We start from the raw sequence: 18,065 nt of genomic DNA on the forward strand, positions 1-18,065 counted from the left end.
GGACGATAACATCTTGGTTGTGGACTGCTTTATGGCAGTTTTCTAGCACCCGCAAGTCACAATCGGCAGATCTGGGTACGGTAATCAGATCGGGATTGGCTCCTTGCGCCTGAAGCTGACTAATTACCTGTTGTCCGAGAAATCCGGCACCGCCAGTAACGAGAATACGCTTGGTGGATAGATCTAGATTGGTCATAAATTCTGTTAATGTTGGTGTCGAAATTTTACCGCTAAAGGTCGGTACTCAGTCAATACGGTTCGGTTAGCTTCGCTTGAGATCTGAATCCCCCAACCCCCTTAAAAAGGGGGCTTTAAAAGTCCCCCTTTTTAAGGGGGATTTAGCGGCGGTTTTATTCGGGGGGAACCCCCGAATAAAAAACCGACAAGACAGGGGGATTTTAACCTAAACCGAAGCAATTAACTCACGATTGGTTCTTAACCGAACCGTATTGGAAGTCGTGGCTAGTGCTGCAAAGTCCGCCTACGCGGACTGACATATTAGTCCGCGTAGGCGGACTTCGCATTCCGAGGAGCGGTTTCTAACCGCTTAGGTTATGACTAGCAACTTGAGTTAATAAGTAATAAGTGTAATTTAAATGTGGGCGATCGCAAGTGGAATTGAGGGTAATTTAGCTGCATATGAGGCAGTGGTGGCAGACTTACGAAAGTCGCGCCAAGAGGTGGAGAATTTCTATTTAATCGGCGATATTATCGGCCCAAAAGTTGAGAGTAATCGACTCGTCAAAAGGATTCAGCAGCCGCGCCAAGGGGAGCCAGCACCGTTAGTTTGTCAGGGGTGGTGGGAAGAACAAATATTGATTCTTCATGCCTTAGGGCGGACGGGAGAGCCGACAGAATTAATCGATCGATATGGAATCGACATGACGAAAACGCTCTGGGATGCGATCGATTCAAGCACTATAGAATGGGTGCGTTCGCTAGAATTTGGATTTGTCGAACTAGATTGCTTTTTGATTCATGGTAGCTCGATCTCAGTTAGTGATGAATTGACACCAACTATCGATCCAATTCAGGCGATCGATCGACTATCGCGGATGGATGCAAATCAATTATTTTGTGGAAGATCGGGCTTGGCTTTTGAATATAAAATTGAATCTGGTAGTCTAAATAGTCAAGTTCAAACTTTAGATAAATTAACCGATCTAACTCCGACGGTATTAAGTCCACGCCGAATTATTGGAGTGGGTTCGGTAGGCAGAATTGAAGGCAAAGCTAGTTATACTCTCTATTATCCTGGGAGTAATAAGTTAGAATTTAAGACAGTTCGGTATGGAGCTAAAAAAGGCTTTGGTTGAAAACATATAGATGTAAATCTAAGATAATTATTTGATATTTTAATGGCAATAAATAAATTTTGTAGACACAATTCATGAGAAAATAAGTGCAGAAAATTTTAATATCGATCGATGAATCTCTTGAAAACTAGTATTTCAATACTCTTTGCTGCTACAATTTCCTCTGGTGCTTTTGTTGCTATCCGACCATCTATTGCCGACTCCACTGACTCAGCGCAGGCTCCTTCAATTCTGAAAAAAGCACTTGTCAACAGAGCGATCTCCGAGAGTGAAGTCTTGGCTGCTCAAAAAGCATGGGGAGATGCATTGGTGGCTATTTCCACAACATCCGAAACCAAGGGAATCCAAACGGCAAAAGCCTTAGCTGGAAAAGTAATCGATACAGCCTACGGTTACCAATTCGGTCCCGTTCTTTTCAAGCCAACACTTACTGTTGCTCCACAGACTTTCCGTACTACCCGTGCTGGAGCTTTGGCTTATTTTGTTGGGGACGATCCCGCTTTCCCAAAGGATAAAGGTTTTGCGTTGAATGGCTGGAGGAAAGTAGAGATTAAGAATTCGGCGATCTATATCTCTGGCAATACGGCTACTACAATGGGTAATGTGATGATTACCAACAAAGATGGCAAAGTTACTACAGTAGACAAGACTTGGCAGTTTGTTAAAGATGATAACGGTAAGCTGCGAATCGTTCTGCATCACTCATCTCTACCTTATACAGGGAAATAGTTAGATGATATCCGCAGTCTCTGAAATGTGAAACGATCCCGATCTGATTTAAGCAATCGATTCTTATTCTCAGAGGCTCCGTCAACGATATTTAGGGAATAAAAACAGAGGTAGGGGCAATGTCTTGACCGAAACGCTTAGCACGAGATTTCCTTGGCGCGATTTCGGTCGCTTCATGAATTGCCCCTATCTCTGTTTTTATTCATCAGATAAAACGCGATCGTTTTTACATTGTTATTTCGCTCGCTCGATTTAGTTTTTAACCCGTTCATTAATCATCCTTAACCTATTTGTGGAATCATTGTTGCTAATGGAATAAAGAATCATTATCATTAGCACGCTAAAACCCCTCAGAGGGTGTCTGAAAAGTCTTATTGGCTTCGATCGTAGATCTAAATCCCCCTGCTTGGTGCGCTAAATCTCCCTTTTCAAGGGGGACTTTGACTCTTTCTCCCCCTGCTTGGTGCGCTAATCCGTCGGGAGACCCGACGAACGCGCATCCGCTTTTTAAGGGGGTTGGGGGGATTTAGATCTACGCTTTTCAGACACCCTCTCAAAGCTTCCGATCCGAAAATCGTCTCAAGTTAATTGTAACTGGCTCTAGACAACCGTTTAACAATCACACAAATTTGGATCGTCATGCAAACTGGAAATCACGTTATCTTCATTCACCCCGATGGGACTAGCCCATCTCACTACGCAGCAGCACGGTTTGTCGAACAAGGCCCCGACGGACGATTAAACTGGGACAAGCTTGACAAAGCAGGTGTCTACCTCGGACACATGGAAGACCAACTCGGTGGTACATCCAATGCTGGTGCGATTACCCATGCGACAGGCGCGAAAGTCTATGCCGAATCCTTCGGTTTTGAGAAAGATAATAGCACCATCAAATCTCTGGCTGGCACTAACAAAACGATCGTCGAAGAAGCCAGAGATGCAGGTAAAGTGACTGCACTAGTCCAGTCAGGTGCGATTTTCGAGCCTGGTACGGCTGCATTTGTAGCTAAAACCAAGGAAATTGTTAACCCAGATGGTAGCCGGACTGTGCCCCGCTCGCAACAGGCAGAAATCGCCAAGCAGGTGATTAATTCTGGGGTGAACTTTATCTTGGGCGGTGGCGAACTGAACATGATTCCAGTCGGTCAGGCAGGTTTTCACGGCACAGCGGCTGAATACGATGCCCTGAGTAAAAGTGCGCTCGTCCGTCCTACTGAAAATTTAATCGAACTCGCCAAAAAATCTGGCTATACGGTGGTTTACACCGAGGCACAGTACCGAGATCTCCTCGATCCGGCAAAGACTCCCATCACACCTACTAAAGTACTGGGTGTATTTGCACCGATTCATACTTTTAACGATCTCCCAGAAGAAGTCTTAGCCGCGCGGAAACTCCCACTGTACAAGGAGTCTGCGCCGACGATTGGCGAGATGCTAGACATCACCCAGAAGTTGATGGAGAAACACCCCAACTTCAAAAATGGATCGATCTCGATCGTAGAAGAAGAAGGATCTGATAACTTTGGTAATAATAATAACGCCGCTGGCACGATCGAAGGTACGCTTCGCGCCGATAAAGCGATCGGTGTAGCTTTAGATTTTATCAATCGTTACCCTAATACTTTACTCCTCACCGCCGCAGATAGCGATGCGGGTGGCTTGCAAGTTACTGACGTAGCCAGTACAGCTACTACTGTCGGCACGATTAATAACAACCCAACGACTACCCCACGTCCGGTACCGCAGGATGGTAAAACTGGCGCGCTTACGCCACCATTCCTCGCCGCTCCCGATGCAAATGGTGATGTGTTCCCCTTTGCCGTGGCTTGGGCTGGTACGCCAGATTTTAGTGGTTCGATCGTCTCCAAAGCACACGGTCTTAACTCGAACAAACTGCCTGCAACTGTAGACAATACGGGCATGTACGAGTTGATGTACGAGACATTGTTCGAGAAAGAACTCACCTCGCGCAATCCTGCACCAATTAAAGCTCCAGCAGCGACTAAAGATACTGGTAACGTCATCTTTATCCATCCCGATGGTACTGGGCCGTCCCACTACATGGCATTACGGAATGTCTATAAGGGGCCAGATGGTCGCTTGAACTGGGATAATATGTCTAATGCGGGGGTCTACCTCGGACACCTAGAGAACCAGTTGAGTGCTACTTCCAATGCAGGTGCAGTCATCCATGCCACTGGGACGAAGGTATTTAATGAGTCCTTCGGTTTGCAAGAGGATAACTCTCTGGTTAAACCTGGTTCGGGCAATACAGGTAAAACGATCTTAGAAGAAGCGATCGCCGCTGGTAAAGCTACAGTCCTGATTCAGTCTGGACATCTTGCCGAGCCTGGTTCCGCTGCTTTTGCTGCCAAAACTACCAATCGCGATGGTAACGAAATTCGGGCGCGGGACAAATACGCCGAAATCATCGAGCAGGTGATTCGTTCTGGTACTAATGTGATTTTTGGTGGTGGTGAGCTATACATGCTACCCAAGGGTACTACCGGATTTCACGTTACTGCGGCGGTAGATGCTTCGGAAAGTAGCCCACAACGTCGCCCGACCACTAACCTCATCGATTTAGCTAAGTCGCTCGGATACACCGTAGTGTACACCGAAGACCAGATGAATCAGGTGGTAAATGGTGCTAACCCTCCCAGCAAAATTCTGGGTGTATTTGCAGCGGTCAATACCTTTGACGATCGCACCGAAGAAGCACTGGGCTTGAATACAGCCAATCCTAAACCGCTGTATGTCGCCACAGCTCCAACTGTAGCGGAAATGCTCGAAGCCTCGCTAAAGATCGTCAAACGCGATCCTGATGGTTTCTTTGCCGTCGTCGAAGAAGAGGGTACAGACAACTTCGGTAATAACAACAACGCTGTCGGCACGATCGAAGCTATGCGCCGCGCTGATGCTGCCATTGGGGTCGCTCAGAAATATGTCGATACCCAAGACCCCAACACCTTGGTAATTACGGCGGCTGATAGCGATGCTGGCGGTTTGCAGGTCTACCAGTACGTCCATACGCTCGTCCGGCTGGCAATAGCACGACAGATTTTGCCCTCCAAAACAGTGAAACTCAAGTTCCTTTCATTGGCATTAACCCAACTACCACCAATACGACCCGCTCCTTCCTCGATGGTGCTAATGGCAGTACCGCCAGTGCGGAGTTCCCCTGGAAACCATTTAGTGCTAAGAATAGCATCGATGGCCCAATGGGTAACTTTGGTGTGAGTTGGGTGGGTACGCCCGATTTCCCTGGTAGTATCGTCGCTAAAACTTACGGTTTAAATGCTGACAAGTTGCCTAGCACCCTCGACAATACCGAGATTTATAACCTGATGTACAAAACATTGTTTGGTACTTCCAGTCAGCAAACCTTAGTACCCGGAACTGCTGGTGCTGATGACTTAGTGGCTGGCAAGACACCAGGCTTTGATGGCGTAAATGACCTCGTATTTACCGGAGCTGGTAACGATAAAGTGGACGTTCCGATTGCTGGATCGATTGCCGGAAACAACCGGATCGATGCTGGTAGCGGTAATGACACTCTATTTATCGGTAATCTCGATCGGGTATTTGGTACGGCTGGTGATGATATCCTCGATGCTACCGATGCTACTGGTTATCGGATGTCTGGTGGTGCTGGTAATGATACCCTGTTCATCGGTGCCAACGGTCGCGCTCTGGGTGGGGATGGTAACGACAAGTTATTTGTCGGTAGCGGCGGTAATAACCTCCTCTCCGGTGGTGCTGGTGCCGACCAATTCTGGATTGCTAATGCCGAAATTCCTGGTGCGGCGAATACGATTCTGGACTTCCAAATTGGTACCGACGTAATTGGAATTCAGGGTGCCAAGAGTTTGGGGATTAGTGCAACCAGTCTAAAATTGACTCAAGTTGGTGCGGATACTAGCATCAACTTTGGCTCTCAAACATTGGCAATCCTAACCGGAATTCAAGCAAGTAGCTTGACTCCTGGTAATGCTGGCCAATTTGTCTTTGCCTAACCGCAAAGAAACTTTCCTGTTAAAACTACCAGGCAAAATAAGTAACTAGCGTTATTTGTTTTGCCTGTTTTTTGACGTTCGATCGCGTTGACCGATCGTGAACAATAATATTTTGATTAGCGGTTTCAGCAACCTTTATTTTATCAAATATAGTCTCTTGAAATAAACGGCGCGACATCACAATTCAATGGGCATATCGGATATTCGATCGCCTAACAATAGAGATTGTTAATTTGTTCTTAATCTATCGATCGAACTAGCTTAATATTGCATCATTCGAGTAGTGGTATGATTTCGATGAGAATCTGTCAGCTATATTTCTGTTTAATAGGATCGATCGAACTATCGAACGACACTAGCAGTAAAATATGCTAAATCCATCTTTGGTAAAAGGTTTCAGGGGTGCTTAAAATATTTTCAACTGTTAAATCTAGAATCGACATTTTAATTTCATCTTGTAAAAAAATTGCTTCTAGCGTAAATTATGACACTCCACTTATAGCAGAGTTATGGTTTGAATTGAGTTACAGTTCCTAAGTATTCGCTCGGCTCTCATCTTGATAACCGATTGCGTTGTCTAACTTTTATCTATTCATCTAATTATTATGACGATCCGGATTACTGAGTATTCATACACCGCTGCCAATGGTGAATTTTTTGAGTTAACCAATACTGGCACCACCCCGATCGATCTGACGGGTTGGAGTTTTGATGACAATACTCGCACTACAGGTTCATTTTCGTTAACTGGTTTAGGGATTTTGAATGCTGGTGCATCGGCGATCGTTACCGAAACTGCTGAGGCGACTTTCCGCACCGCGTGGAATATTCCCGCTATGGTCAAAGTCCTTGGCGGCTCCACTCAAGGGTTGGGACGCGCTGATGAAATTAACATCTATGACGCTGGCGGCGTGCAGATCGATCGATTGACCTATAACGATGAGACGATCGCAGGTTCGCCGCGTACCCAAAATGTGAGTGCGTGGACGGAACCAGCCAACCTCGGCACAAATGACACGACTAAATGGAAGCTATCGGTTGTTGGCGATCCTCAGGGTTCGGTAACTGCTGCTGGTGGCGATATCGGTAGCCCCGGACGTTATGGTACGGCGATAACTCCCGCCGCACTAACTGGAATTGACTTGTCTACATATACCCGCGTCGGTCGCTTCGATCTGCCCGAACCCACGCGGACTGCGGCACCTGCTGGCAGCTTGCTGGCGCAGGAAGTTTCTGCTGTAACTTACAACGTCGATACCGATACCTTATTCGTCGTCGGTGATGGGAGTAAATCGATCGTCCAAGTGGACAAGACGGGTAAATTAATCGACTCGATGACGCTGGCGGCTGGTAGTAGTCCCCAAGGTACAGAATTTTATGACCTCGAAGGTTTAACCTATATTGGTGGTGGTAAATTTGTGATGGTCGAGGAACGCGATCGACAGGCTGTATCGTTTACTTATGTCAAGGACACGGCATTAACAAGAGCCAATACTCAAACCGTCAAACTCGGTACGACGATCGGTAATGAGGGAATTGAAGGGATTAGTTACGATCCGCAGACGAGTGGATTCGTCGCCGTTAAGGAATTATCACCACAAGGCGTATTTCAAACCACGATTAATTTTGCAGCGGGTACGGCGAGTAATGGTTCGCCGACTACTGTTAACTCGACTAATCTCTTCGATCCGGCTTTGGCTGGGCTGTCCGACTTGGCGGATGTGTTCGCATTATCGAATATCAAAGCACTCGATGGCAAAGCTGATGCTGGCAACCTGCTATTACTAAGTCAAGCCTCCGGCAAAATCGTTGAAGTCGATCGATCTGGCAAAGTCTTGAGTTCGTTAACGATCGCCACCGATGCTGGTAATCCCTTATCCGTTGCCGATCAACAGCATGAAGGGCTGACTGTTGACAAAAATGGCAATTTGTACGTTGTCAGTGAGAATGGCGGCGGTAGTATCGATCGACCCCAGCTTTGGGTTTATGCGCCGTCCACAGGTACCCCCAACCCAACACCGACCCCAACTCCCACCCCAATTCCAGTTCCAGCTCCAGCCCCCAATCCGAATCTATTCATCTCCGAGGTGACACCGTGGGCAAGTGGTAATGCGCCCTATGCCGCTGACTGGTTTGAGGTGACGAATAAGGGTACCACGGCGGTAGATATTACTGGCTGGAAGGTCGATGATAATTCCAACGCCTTCGCCTCAGCGGTCGCCCTGAATGGTGTCACCAGCATTGCCCCAGGGCAATCGGTAGTATTTATCGAAGCTACCGACCTCACCGCCGCTAAAACTGCTTTTCAGACGGCGTGGTTTGGTAGTACTGTCCCTAGTGGTTTCACGATCGGTAATTACAGTGGTGCGGGGATCGGGCTGAGTACTAGTGGTGACTCAGTAAATCTCTACAATGCCGCTGGCAGTCTAGTTACGGGTGTCAGTTTCGGTGCTAGCCCGACGGCTTCGCCTTTTGCTACGTTCGATAATCAGGCTGGACTCGGTGGTACTACAACACTCCCGACGATCGCTACTTTGAGTGTAGCGGGGACTAATGGAGCCATCCTCGCCGCTGACAAGATTGAAATCGGCTCTCCAGGTTCGATCGCTAATTTAACTAAACCAACTCCTACAGGTATGTTTAAACTCCAACTGTTACATTTCGCCGATCAAGAAGCGGGGATTCCCGCACTAGAGGATGCACCGCGTCTGTCCGCAGTCCTGAACGCGCTCAAAAATCAAGATGGTAACGATGCGGGTACCGCGCCCGACTTCCCGAATACCCTGATTCTCTCCTCTGGCGATGCTTATATCCCTGGTGCTTTCCTCAATGCCAGCGAATTCGCCTTTGGCGGACAGGGACGGGCGGATATTCTGATTCAAAACGAACTGGGCGTGCAAGCGATTACCTTTGGGAACCATGAGTTTGATTTGGGTACCACTTTAGTAGCCAACTTATTGAAGCCAGGAGCAGCAATTGCCGCAACTGGAACCCTTCCCGCTTTCCCAGCTTATCCAGGTACCTTATTCCCCTACCTCAGCGGCAACCTCAACTTTGCCCCCGATGCCAACCTCGCACCGCTAGTTACGGCTGACGGACAAGAAGCGAACAAAATTGCTGGCAAAATTGCGGGTACCACATTCATTAATGTTAACGGTCAAAAAATCGGGATTGTCGGTGCGACTACGCCCACACTGCGGAATATTTCCAGCCCTGGTAATGTTGCCGTAAGTCCCGCTACCTTCGGTGGTACGCCGACTGCTGGCGAACTCGATGCCCTAGCTGCGGTGATTCAGGCAGACGTGGATGTGCTGCTAGCTGCCAATCCTGACATGAATAAGGTCATCGTGATGGCGCACATGCAGCAAATCTCGATCGAGACAGAGCTAGCCAAACGCTTGAAAAATGTTGATATCATTATGGCTGGCGGTTCTAATACCCGCTTGTTTGACAGTAATGATGTCCTTCGCGCCGGAGATACCAATCAAGGTCAGTATCCAACATTTTTGACTGGTGCTGATGGTAAACCAGTTGCATTAATCAATACCGACGGTAACTACAAGTATGTCGGGCGGTTAGTCGTCGATTTCGATGATAACGGGAATATCGTCCCCAGTAGTTACGATGCAACCGTCAGCGGTGCTTATGCCACCGATGCCGCAGGGGTAGCCACGCTCAATGCCCAAGCATTAGTCGATCCCGAAATCCAAGCGATCGTCAATAAGCTCAAAACCGTCGTCGCCGCTCAGGATGGTGCGATTTTTGGACGTACTGATGTGTTCTTGAACGGTACCCGTAACGATGTCCGCACTCAAGAAACCAACTTTGGTAATATTAGTGCCGATGCCAACTTAGCGATCGCCAAAGCACTCGATCCGACTGTCAGTATCTCCATCAAAAACGGTGGCGGGATTCGCGACAATATCGGGGTCGTCACTTTCCCCACAGGCGGTACCAATGCCAGTGATGCCATCAAATCACCACCAGAGGCTAACCCTCTCGCTAACAAAGCCGCAGGCGATATCTCCCAACTAGACATCACCAACTCCCTCCGGTTTAATAATGGCTTGACGCTAGTAACACTAACTGCGGCACAGTTACTCGCAACGATCGAACACTCGGTCGCTGGAACCGCTCCAGGTGCCACACCCGGACAATTCGGACAGTTTGGTGGGATTAAATTTAGCTTCGATGCAACTCGTCCGGTAGGCGATCGCGTTTTATCCCTGACAGTAGAGCCAGAAACTCCAGGCGGTACCCAGCAGGTAATCGCCCAAAATAGCGAAGTCGTTGGCAATCCCGACCGCACCTTCCGTGCGATCACCCTCAATTTCTTGGCAAGTGGCGGCGATAATTATCCCTTCCCAGCCTTCCAAACTGCTAATCCTACCCTGTTTAATCGAGTAGACCTCCTCGGCGAACCCGATGCCAATAACAACGGCTTTGAGCCGATCGAAGACCTCAATCGTAACGGCAAACAAGACGCGGCACTAGTCGAACCCACCAGCTTCCGCAAGGCTAGTTTTGCCGCCTTCGGTTCCGAACAAGATGCTCTAGCAGAATACTTAGTTCAAAGTTTCCCCAACGCTACCAAGCCATTCAAACAAGCCGATACCGCTCCCGCTCTCGACGAACGGATTCAAAACCTCGCCGCGCGGAAGGATACGGTCATCGCTCCGCCGCCTGTCAATCCCACTAGCTTAGTTGCTGGTACCGCAGGTGTTGATAATTTAATCGCTGGGGTGACACCAGGATTCGATGGTATTAATGACATCGTATTTACTGGATCTGGCAATGATAGCGTGGACATTCCGATCGCAGGTGCCCTCGCTGGTAACAACCGGATCGATATGGGCAGCGGTAATGACATCATTTATCTTGCTAATAACGATCGCGCCTTCGGTAGTGCAGGTGACGATATCTTCGAGGCTGGCGATGCTACTGGCTACCGGATCTCCGCTGGTGCTGGTAATGATACCTTATATCTCGGTACCAACGGTCGCGCTTTGGGTGGCGATGGTAACGACAAGTTATTTGTCGGTGCTGGCGGCGGTAACTTCCTCTCTGGTGGTGCTGGTGCCGACCAATTCTGGATTGCTAATGCCGAAATTCCTGGTGCGGCGAATACGATTCTGGACTTCCAGATCGGTACCGATGTCATCGGGATTCAGGGTGCCAAGAGTTTGGGAATTAGTGCTACCAGTCTGAAATTGACTCAAGTTGGTGCTGATACTACTGTCAACTTTGGCAGTCAAACTTTGGCAGTACTCACAGGTATTCAAGCTAGTAGTTTGACTCCTGGTAATGCCAACCAGTTTGTATTTGCTTAATCGCAAATTGACTTTCCTGTGTAAATTTACTAGACAGAATAAGTAACTAATATTATTTATTTTGCCTAGTTTTTTATTGTCGATCGTTCTAGTTGTCGTCTTTACTGAAATATTTATATTAAAAGTCATTACTCGGTCTCAAGTAGATCGAGCGAAGACCGATGTAAACCTATAATTAGAACATATCGGCTGGATCTGCGGCCCGAAGCTTCCGAACGGCGATCGCGCCAGAAATAGTACACATAATCATTGTTAAAATTAAGACGGTAGTAGCACGAGCGATCGTCATTAATAGCGGTAAATTAGTCGCATTGCGCGTCATTGTATAAAGTCCGACTGCTGCTAACATGCCAGGAAAAAAGCCGACGATCGATAAAATAATTGCTTCTTGAAACACAACCGTGAGCAGATAAAAATCTGTATAACCCATCGCTTTGAGCGTCGCATATTCAGATAAATGATCGGCAACATCGGTGTAGAGAATCTGATAAACAATTACAATCCCGACGATGAAACCCATCACCGTACCGAGGGTAAAAATAAACCCGATCGAAGTACCACTTTGCCAGTAACTTTTCTCAAAGTCAATGAATTGTTCTTTAGACATTACCTTAACATCGCTGGGCAAATATGCATCGATCGCGGCAACGGCGGCGGGTACATTTGCGCCCGGTTTGAGTTTAATTACACCCACGTCTATTAACCCCCGATCGCGATTTTTGAACATCCGGGCGAAGTTGGTATCGCTAGTCATTAAGTTACCATCGGCACCAAAGGATGCACCGAGGGTAAATAAACCACCGACATCGACTCTGCGTCCGTCTATTTCAGTTTGAACTTTTTCGCCAGCATTAAATATTTTCGGAATGGGACCAAATTGTTCGCGAGATTTTTCGTCGAATAAATAGGTATCGGGCAATTGCATTTTTGCCAGATTTTCACTCACGCCCGGTAGTTGAAAAAGTTGTTTATCGGCTGGGTTGAAGCCAATAATCATGATCTGACGGGTATTTTTTTCGACTGGGTTTTTCCAGATGCCAAAGCCCAGATAAATGGGCGTGACTGATTCGACATCTTTAAAGGCGAGGGATTGATAAAGTCGTCGCCGAGGAAAGGATTTCATGGCAATCAACGCCGTCGATTGAGGGCTGACAAGAAAAACATCGCCATTGACGTTGGTATGAAATTTAACGGCACTATCAAACAGCGCGTCGCGAAATCCTAGTTGCATAAACATTAGAATATCAGCAAAACTAATTCCCGCGATCGCGACTAACAATCGAATTTTTTCGTGGCTCAGTTGCAACCAGGCAAGGGGGATTTTTTTGAACATGATTGATTGTGGGGACTGGGGGACGGGGCGACTGGGCGACTGGGGGACGGGGCGACGGGGATGATAGATAAAGTTTTAATCCCCTATTCCCTATTCCCTATTCCCTATTGAGTATTAATTTGAACTGATACTTTAGAATTCGTCAGCCCTTTGACAGCGGTGCTGTCGGTGGGATCGATCGCAATTTTGACTTCGACGACGCGGGAGTCGGAATCGGCGGCTGGATCTGTATTTAAAACGTCTTGCTTGCCAATTTGGAGTCCGATATAGCTGATTGTACCCTTGAGATTTTGCGTAAATGCGCCAGATTCACTTTTAATGGTGGCGGATTGTCCGACGCGGAGTTTACGGACATCGCTTTCGTAGACTTCAGCGACGGCTACCATTTGACTGGTTTGTCCCATTTCGACGATGCCTTTATCGCTGGGAGATTCGCCAGCGCGGGAGTGGACTTTAAGGATTTCGCCAGCAATGGGGGCGCGCACGTAAGCTTCGGTGAGTTCGGCTTGGGATTGACGGGCGGTAGCTTGAGAGCGAGCTAGTTCGGCTTGGGCACCTTGAATATCGACGGGGCGGACTTCGGCGATTTTGGCGAGGGTGGCTTGAGCGGCGGCGATTTGTTGGTTGGTGGTGGCTACGCTGGTTTCGTAGTTGGCTTTAGCTTCGGCGAGTTGTTGTTGGGCGTTGCTGGTAATTTTATTTTGGGTGGCTTTATTTTCGAGAATTTGCTGGTTGAGGGTGGCGACGGTTTGATTGTATTTGGATTGAGCTTCGGCGATTTGTTGGCGAATTGTATCGACTTCTAAGCGTTTGGCATCGACTCTAGTAGTTTCGATCGCCCGATCGGCGTATAGTTGTTGAAAACGTTTGTAGTCTAATTCGGCATTTTTGAGTTGCGATTGCAGGCGGCGGATTGTGGCTGCTTGCGTGGGCTTTTCGCCAGCTAGTTGGGCATTGAGCGATTCGATTTTGCCAGCTTGCGCGGCGGGTTCCCATTTGAGTTGGGCTTCGAGGCGCGCTTTGGTGGCAACGTATGTATCCCGATTGCCTTTGAGTTGACTCGTCAGTCGAGCGATTTCGGCTTTTTGAGCGTCAATTTCGCCTTGTTTAGCTCCGGCTTTGACTTTGGCGAGGTTGTTTTGCGATACTTTGACATCTTCTTGCGCTTTGGCTAAAGATGCTTCTAGGCGTTGGCGATTGTCGAGCACGGCAATGACTTGCCCTTTCGTGACTCGATCTCCTTCTTTAACCATTAATTGCGATAGCGTGCCCTTGCCACTCTGGGTGCTAGGTGCCGAGATTTTGATGACTTCACCCAATGGTTCCAATCGTCCTAATGAGGTGACTGCGGTAGCTACTTCGGGTTTGGGTGCGACAGGTTTAGCCGCTTGCGTTTCGGGTGGCTTTTGGGCAAACATGCTCGCATAGTGCCATCCGGCTGGCAACAGCAACAGCGCAGCGACGGAGGCACCAACAGCAACCCAGCGGGCAGCCGGATTCAGACTCTTAAATTTATCGACTACAAAGTTATTTTCTGCCATAGCTTGCGAGTTGCCTTTGTTGTATGCCTGCGGGATGCTATCTACTTACTCGTTAGTTAGTTTAACGCATAAATAAATTATATGTCAATTCAGTTACAATTCCTAGACCCTATGCCATAATAGGATTATAGAAATAAAATTATACTTACCATTTAGTTAAATAAACTGCTGCATCTTCTTATATAATGCCCGTAATCAATAAGCAAAAGACGACAAGATCGACAAATCCGAGCCGTAATTCCGAAGCAACCCGAAATCAACTCTTAGATGCCGCCGAAGCGGAGTTTGCCGTGACGGGGTTAATTGCCGCCCGCATGGACGCAATCGCCGCCCAGACGGGTGTCACAAAGGCAACAATCTACTATTACTTCTCTAGTAAGGAAGAATTGTATCGAGCGGTGTTGGGGCGATGTTGGGTAGAAGCGATGGAAATGATGGCGCAACTTCAGCTCGATTGCTTACCCCCCGATGCCGCATTAGTACGATTGCTAGAACAACTGCTCTGTTGTATGACCGAAAATCCTCGAATTGGAAGCATTCTCTCTCTGGAAGCGATTCAAAATCAGGGTAAATATTACCCAAAACAATTGGGAGATTTGCTCTATGGTACGATCGTTGAGATTTTAGAACGGGGGATGCTCTCAGGTGCATTTCGCCAACTCGAACCCCGACACACCGCAGTAAATATCGTCGGGACTTGTACTTTTTATTTTACCGCCCAAGAAAATCTTAAATATATGTGGCCAGGTAAACGCTTGTTAGGCAAAGAATTACTGCAACGTCATACTCAAGAATCGATCGATCTAATTATGGCAGGAGTGAGAAATTAGGCTTTAGTGGATAGTGGATAGTGAATTTGGACACAAGCATCCTGTTCTCTCCCTGTCTCCTCGTCTCCTCATCTCCTCGTCTCCCCGCTCCCCGCTCCTATCTCCCCATGACATATTTTAAATTTGAAGCTGATTTTGTCGATTCCCTCCGCTGCATCCCGATGATCGTGCGGTTAAAATTAGATACTTGTGGTGTGAAATTAAAGTTGGCAGAATGGAATCGATTTACGCAAGCTGAGTGCCAACAATTGGTAGAGTTGCCATGCGATCGAGAACCTGCAATTAATAATTACAAAGCGTATGTAAGTCAATTAATTATTCATCATACCGGACACGAACCTAGCTTACTCAGCGTAGACCCGCATCCACCATGGTCTAACGATCGCGAAACACCAGAGAGTGTCTCAATCAAAGCCACTGAGGAAGGGATAAACATCGACATAGCTCAGTGGGAAAATCTAACCACGATTCAAAGATTTGCATTGATTAAGTTAACGCGGTCGCAGCATGAAAACAATAACTTTTTACCAGCACTAAAAGAATTTGGACTGTTGACGTAGACAAGCGATCGATCGTCGAAAGATCCAACCTAAAGCCCAAAGCCTAAAGCCTAACACCTAAGAAAATGCTAACATTTAAACCGAAAGCAGATTTAGTAAATATTGATAGTGGTAGCCTCGATAATAATATCGTCGTTGATGTTCATCAGCTTAATTACTACTTTGGGAAAGGTAATCTCAAAAAACAAGTGTTGTTTGATATCAACCTCCAAATTGGGAAAGGTGAAATCGTTTTGATGACGGGGCCGTCTGGTTCTGGGAAAACTACTCTACTGACATTATCGGGTGGTTTGAGATCGCCGCAAGAAGGGAGTATGAAAGTATTGGGTGTAGAAATGGTGGGTGCGAGTAAACGTAAAGTTATCGAAGTCCGGCGCAATATCGGTTATATCTTCCAAGCACACAACTTGCTTAAATCGCTCACCGCGCAGCAAAATGTCCAAATGGCGGGACAATTGCACCCCAACATGAGCGGTAAAGAAGTTAAAGATCGCGCTACCGAAATGCTCGATGCCGTCGGATTGAGCGATCGCAAGTCCTACTACCCCGATAATCTCTCTGGGGGTCAAAAACAGCGCGTGGCGATCGCTCGTGCCCTGATGAGCCATCCTAAGCTGGTGCTAGCTGACGAACCGACTGCCGCTCTAGACGGAAAATCGGGACGAGAAATCGTCGAGATCATGCAGAAATTAGCCAAGGAGCAGGGAACAACAATTCTGATGGTAACTCACGATAACCGGATTCTCGATGTCGCCGATCGCATCGTTCATCTCGAAGATGGTTGTCTGGCACAAAATGATGTCCTCACTGTCAGTGAATAATTAACTGTTTGAATCGTCAGCCGATTGACATTTAATATGTTAGAAGTAACAATTAACAATCAAACAGTTGACAGAATTTATCGCTAGATTCTTAACTTTTAAAACAGAAAAAACCTCATCTACAATCAAGTTAGAAGTAACTGGCTCGAACAAATTTTGTAAGATTAAAGATTGAATATCGTCTCGGACTTGTCTTTGGGATAGCCGATCGGCTGGAGATTCAATTTCATTCGATCGCAGCGATTGCTCTGGGCGATCGGAACTAATAAAAGCGAATGAGATCCGGCGGTCGCCGATCGTCAAAGTATTGGTATTTAATAAACTAAATGGCATTTCGTAACTACGGAGAAAGAATTCTCCATAATCGATCGAGCCTTTAATTGCCAGCGATTTTTGATGGCGTTCTAAGACCGACCTAATATTGATTTTAGAAATATGTTCGCCTAATAAATTAGAGAGCAATTTCCACAATCGAGCGGCAATCTGTTTGACATAGTCGAGATCGTAGGTAGATCGATCGGCTATCGATCTGTAGGTGCTACCCGACCAAGTTTGCAAAACGATCGTTGATTCTAGATCGTTAAGTTTACGGTGCTGCGATCGATCCAGCAGACGATCGATCGATCTAATTGCTTGCTGTCCAGTCATCATGATATTCAGTTGTAAAGAAATTTTTAATCCGATCTGCTCGATCTCAATCTCAATCTATTGAGTCTTTTCGGTTGCACGATCGACCTTACACAGTCAATTTTTTTATTTATATATACAGAGTATATCACTGGTGGTTATTACTACTTGTAGCTTGTGTTGCAAAAATTCACATATTACTAGCTAAATAACTCACTTTTTCTCACCGACAAATCGAGCGAGCGGGGTGTAAGCTGTAGCAATCAGTCTATATTTATGAGATCGAAGAGAATTATCGATCGTCAGCAAGTCAAATTTACCATCAGAGGGTGTCTGAAAAGTCAATTCTTTTGAGCATAAACCCTAGAAATCCCCCCTAGCCCCCTTAAAAAGGGGGAACCGGATGGAAGTCCCCCTTAAAAAGGGGGATTTAGCGGCGTTTTTATTCGGGGGGAACCCCCGAATAAAAAAACGACAAGACAGGGGGATTTAGATCTACGATTCACATCAAACATCCCTTTTCAGACATCCTCTCAGAGCACACTGGCAATTTAATCCCGATCGCCGCTCAAAGTAGCAATGCCAACTATGTCTTCATTAGATCGAAATCGTAGCAAGCCAATGAGAGGAGGTTTGCATCATTTATTCGCTGATGATTTTAAAAATAAATTTAAAGTAAGAGGTTCCATAAAATGAGCGGGAATAAAACATCAGTTTTTTTTGATATTGGCGATACATTAGGAACTCCCAGAATCTCACATCCAGCATTGCAACTAGAGGGAATCGATATTTATGCATACATACCAAATATCCTCCAACAATTAAAAGACAATAACTTCAAAATCGGCATTATTTCCAATACTGGGAATGAGACTGCTGCTAGCATGAAAATAGTGCTAGAACGAGCTGCTATTTATAACTTTTTCGATCCTAATTTACTTATTTATAGCTCGGTGGTGGGA

General features: G+C 46.7%; 11 protein-coding genes and 1 pseudogene. 8 read left to right on the plus strand and 4 right to left on the minus strand.

What is annotated here, in order from left to right:
- Positions 1 to 196, minus strand: a 196-nt coding sequence (locus RMO79_RS13700; RefSeq protein WP_310483716.1) for an NAD-dependent epimerase/dehydratase family protein, incomplete at its 3' end; no start/stop codon positions are given.
- Positions 197 to 596: 400 nt separating this feature from the next.
- On the opposite strand from RMO79_RS13700, the gene RMO79_RS13705 reads away from it, so the two are divergent.
- From RMO79_RS13705 to RMO79_RS13725, 4 genes and pseudogenes are all read left to right on the plus strand, one after another.
- Entirely contained in the window at positions 597 to 1,316 is a 720-nt protein-coding gene (locus RMO79_RS13705) for a metallophosphatase (RefSeq protein ID WP_310483717.1), read from the plus strand.
- A 111-nt stretch (positions 1,317 to 1,427) separates the two neighbouring features.
- Complete coding sequence (locus RMO79_RS13710; protein ID WP_396136596.1) at positions 1,428 to 2,045, plus strand: hypothetical protein; 618 nt, start codon at positions 1,428 to 1,430, stop codon at positions 2,043 to 2,045.
- 639 nt (positions 2,046 to 2,684) lie between these two features.
- Positions 2,685 to 6,061, plus strand: a pseudogene (locus RMO79_RS13715) (alkaline phosphatase).
- Positions 6,062 to 6,666: 605 nt separating this feature from the next.
- Positions 6,667 to 11,391 (plus strand): SdiA-regulated domain-containing protein, encoded by a 4,725-nt coding sequence (locus tag RMO79_RS13725; protein ID WP_310483721.1) that lies wholly within the window; start codon positions 6,667 to 6,669, stop codon positions 11,389 to 11,391.
- Between the two features lie 175 nt (positions 11,392 to 11,566).
- Here RMO79_RS13725 and devC read toward each other — a convergent pair whose 3' ends face one another.
- Entirely contained in the window at positions 11,567 to 12,724 is a 1,158-nt protein-coding gene (devC, locus tag RMO79_RS13730) for an ABC transporter permease DevC (protein ID WP_310483722.1), read from the minus strand.
- 104 nt (positions 12,725 to 12,828) lie between these two features.
- On the minus strand, positions 12,829 to 14,265 hold the full coding sequence (locus RMO79_RS13735; protein ID WP_310483723.1) for an HlyD family efflux transporter periplasmic adaptor subunit: 1,437 nt from the start codon (positions 14,263 to 14,265) through the stop codon (positions 12,829 to 12,831).
- A 185-nt stretch (positions 14,266 to 14,450) separates the two neighbouring features.
- Here RMO79_RS13735 and RMO79_RS13740 point away from each other — a divergent pair, with 185 nt between their 5' ends.
- The 3 genes from RMO79_RS13740 (at position 14,451) to RMO79_RS13750 (ending at position 16,476) form a co-directional block, all read left to right on the plus strand.
- A complete protein-coding gene (locus RMO79_RS13740; RefSeq protein ID WP_310483724.1) occupies positions 14,451 to 15,095 on the plus strand; it encodes a TetR family transcriptional regulator in 645 nt (214 codons plus the stop codon).
- Between the two features lie 107 nt (positions 15,096 to 15,202).
- Positions 15,203 to 15,655: a nitrate reductase associated protein gene (locus tag RMO79_RS13745; protein WP_310483725.1), complete on the plus strand. Its 453-nt coding sequence runs from the start codon at positions 15,203 to 15,205 to the stop codon at positions 15,653 to 15,655.
- 65 nt (positions 15,656 to 15,720) lie between these two features.
- On the plus strand, positions 15,721 to 16,476 hold the full coding sequence (locus RMO79_RS13750) for a DevA family ABC transporter ATP-binding protein (protein WP_310483726.1): 756 nt from the start codon (positions 15,721 to 15,723) through the stop codon (positions 16,474 to 16,476).
- A 39-nt stretch (positions 16,477 to 16,515) separates the two neighbouring features.
- Here the strand turns inward: RMO79_RS13750 and RMO79_RS13755 are convergent, their stop codons facing one another.
- The gene (locus RMO79_RS13755) at positions 16,516 to 17,127 is read right to left on the minus strand and encodes a hypothetical protein (RefSeq protein ID WP_310483727.1); all 612 of its coding nucleotides are present in this window, start codon (positions 17,125 to 17,127) and stop codon (positions 16,516 to 16,518) included.
- A 668-nt stretch (positions 17,128 to 17,795) separates the two neighbouring features.
- Here RMO79_RS13755 and RMO79_RS13760 point away from each other — a divergent pair.
- A partial coding sequence (locus RMO79_RS13760; protein ID WP_310483728.1) for an HAD family hydrolase occupies positions 17,796 to 18,065 on the plus strand: 270 nt, incomplete at its 3' end.

The sequence above is a fragment of the Chamaesiphon sp. VAR_48_metabat_403 genome (genome assembly GCF_031422475.1).
GTDB lineage: Bacteria > Cyanobacteriota > Cyanobacteriia > Cyanobacteriales > Chamaesiphonaceae > Chamaesiphon.

Bases quoted from the DNA above. Each gene is read 5' to 3' on its own strand.
- RMO79_RS13710 (WP_396136596.1), top strand. From the start codon at position 1,428: ATGAATCTCTTGAAAACTAGTATTTCAATACTCTTTGCTGCTACAATT.
- RMO79_RS13745 (WP_310483725.1), top strand. From the start codon at position 15,203: ATGACATATTTTAAATTTGAAGCTGATTTTGTCGATTCCCTCCGCTGC.
- RMO79_RS13740 (WP_310483724.1), top strand. From the start codon at position 14,451: ATGCCCGTAATCAATAAGCAAAAGACGACAAGATCGACAAATCCGAGC.
- devC (WP_310483722.1), bottom strand. From the start codon at position 12,724: ATGTTCAAAAAAATCCCCCTTGCCTGGTTGCAACTGAGCCACGAAAAA.
- RMO79_RS13705 (WP_310483717.1), top strand. From the start codon at position 597: ATGTGGGCGATCGCAAGTGGAATTGAGGGTAATTTAGCTGCATATGAG.
- RMO79_RS13755 (WP_310483727.1), bottom strand. From the start codon at position 17,127: ATGATGACTGGACAGCAAGCAATTAGATCGATCGATCGTCTGCTGGAT.
- RMO79_RS13735 (WP_310483723.1), bottom strand. From the start codon at position 14,265: ATGGCAGAAAATAACTTTGTAGTCGATAAATTTAAGAGTCTGAATCCG.
- RMO79_RS13750 (WP_310483726.1), top strand. From the start codon at position 15,721: ATGCTAACATTTAAACCGAAAGCAGATTTAGTAAATATTGATAGTGGT.
- RMO79_RS13725 (WP_310483721.1), top strand. From the start codon at position 6,667: ATGACGATCCGGATTACTGAGTATTCATACACCGCTGCCAATGGTGAA.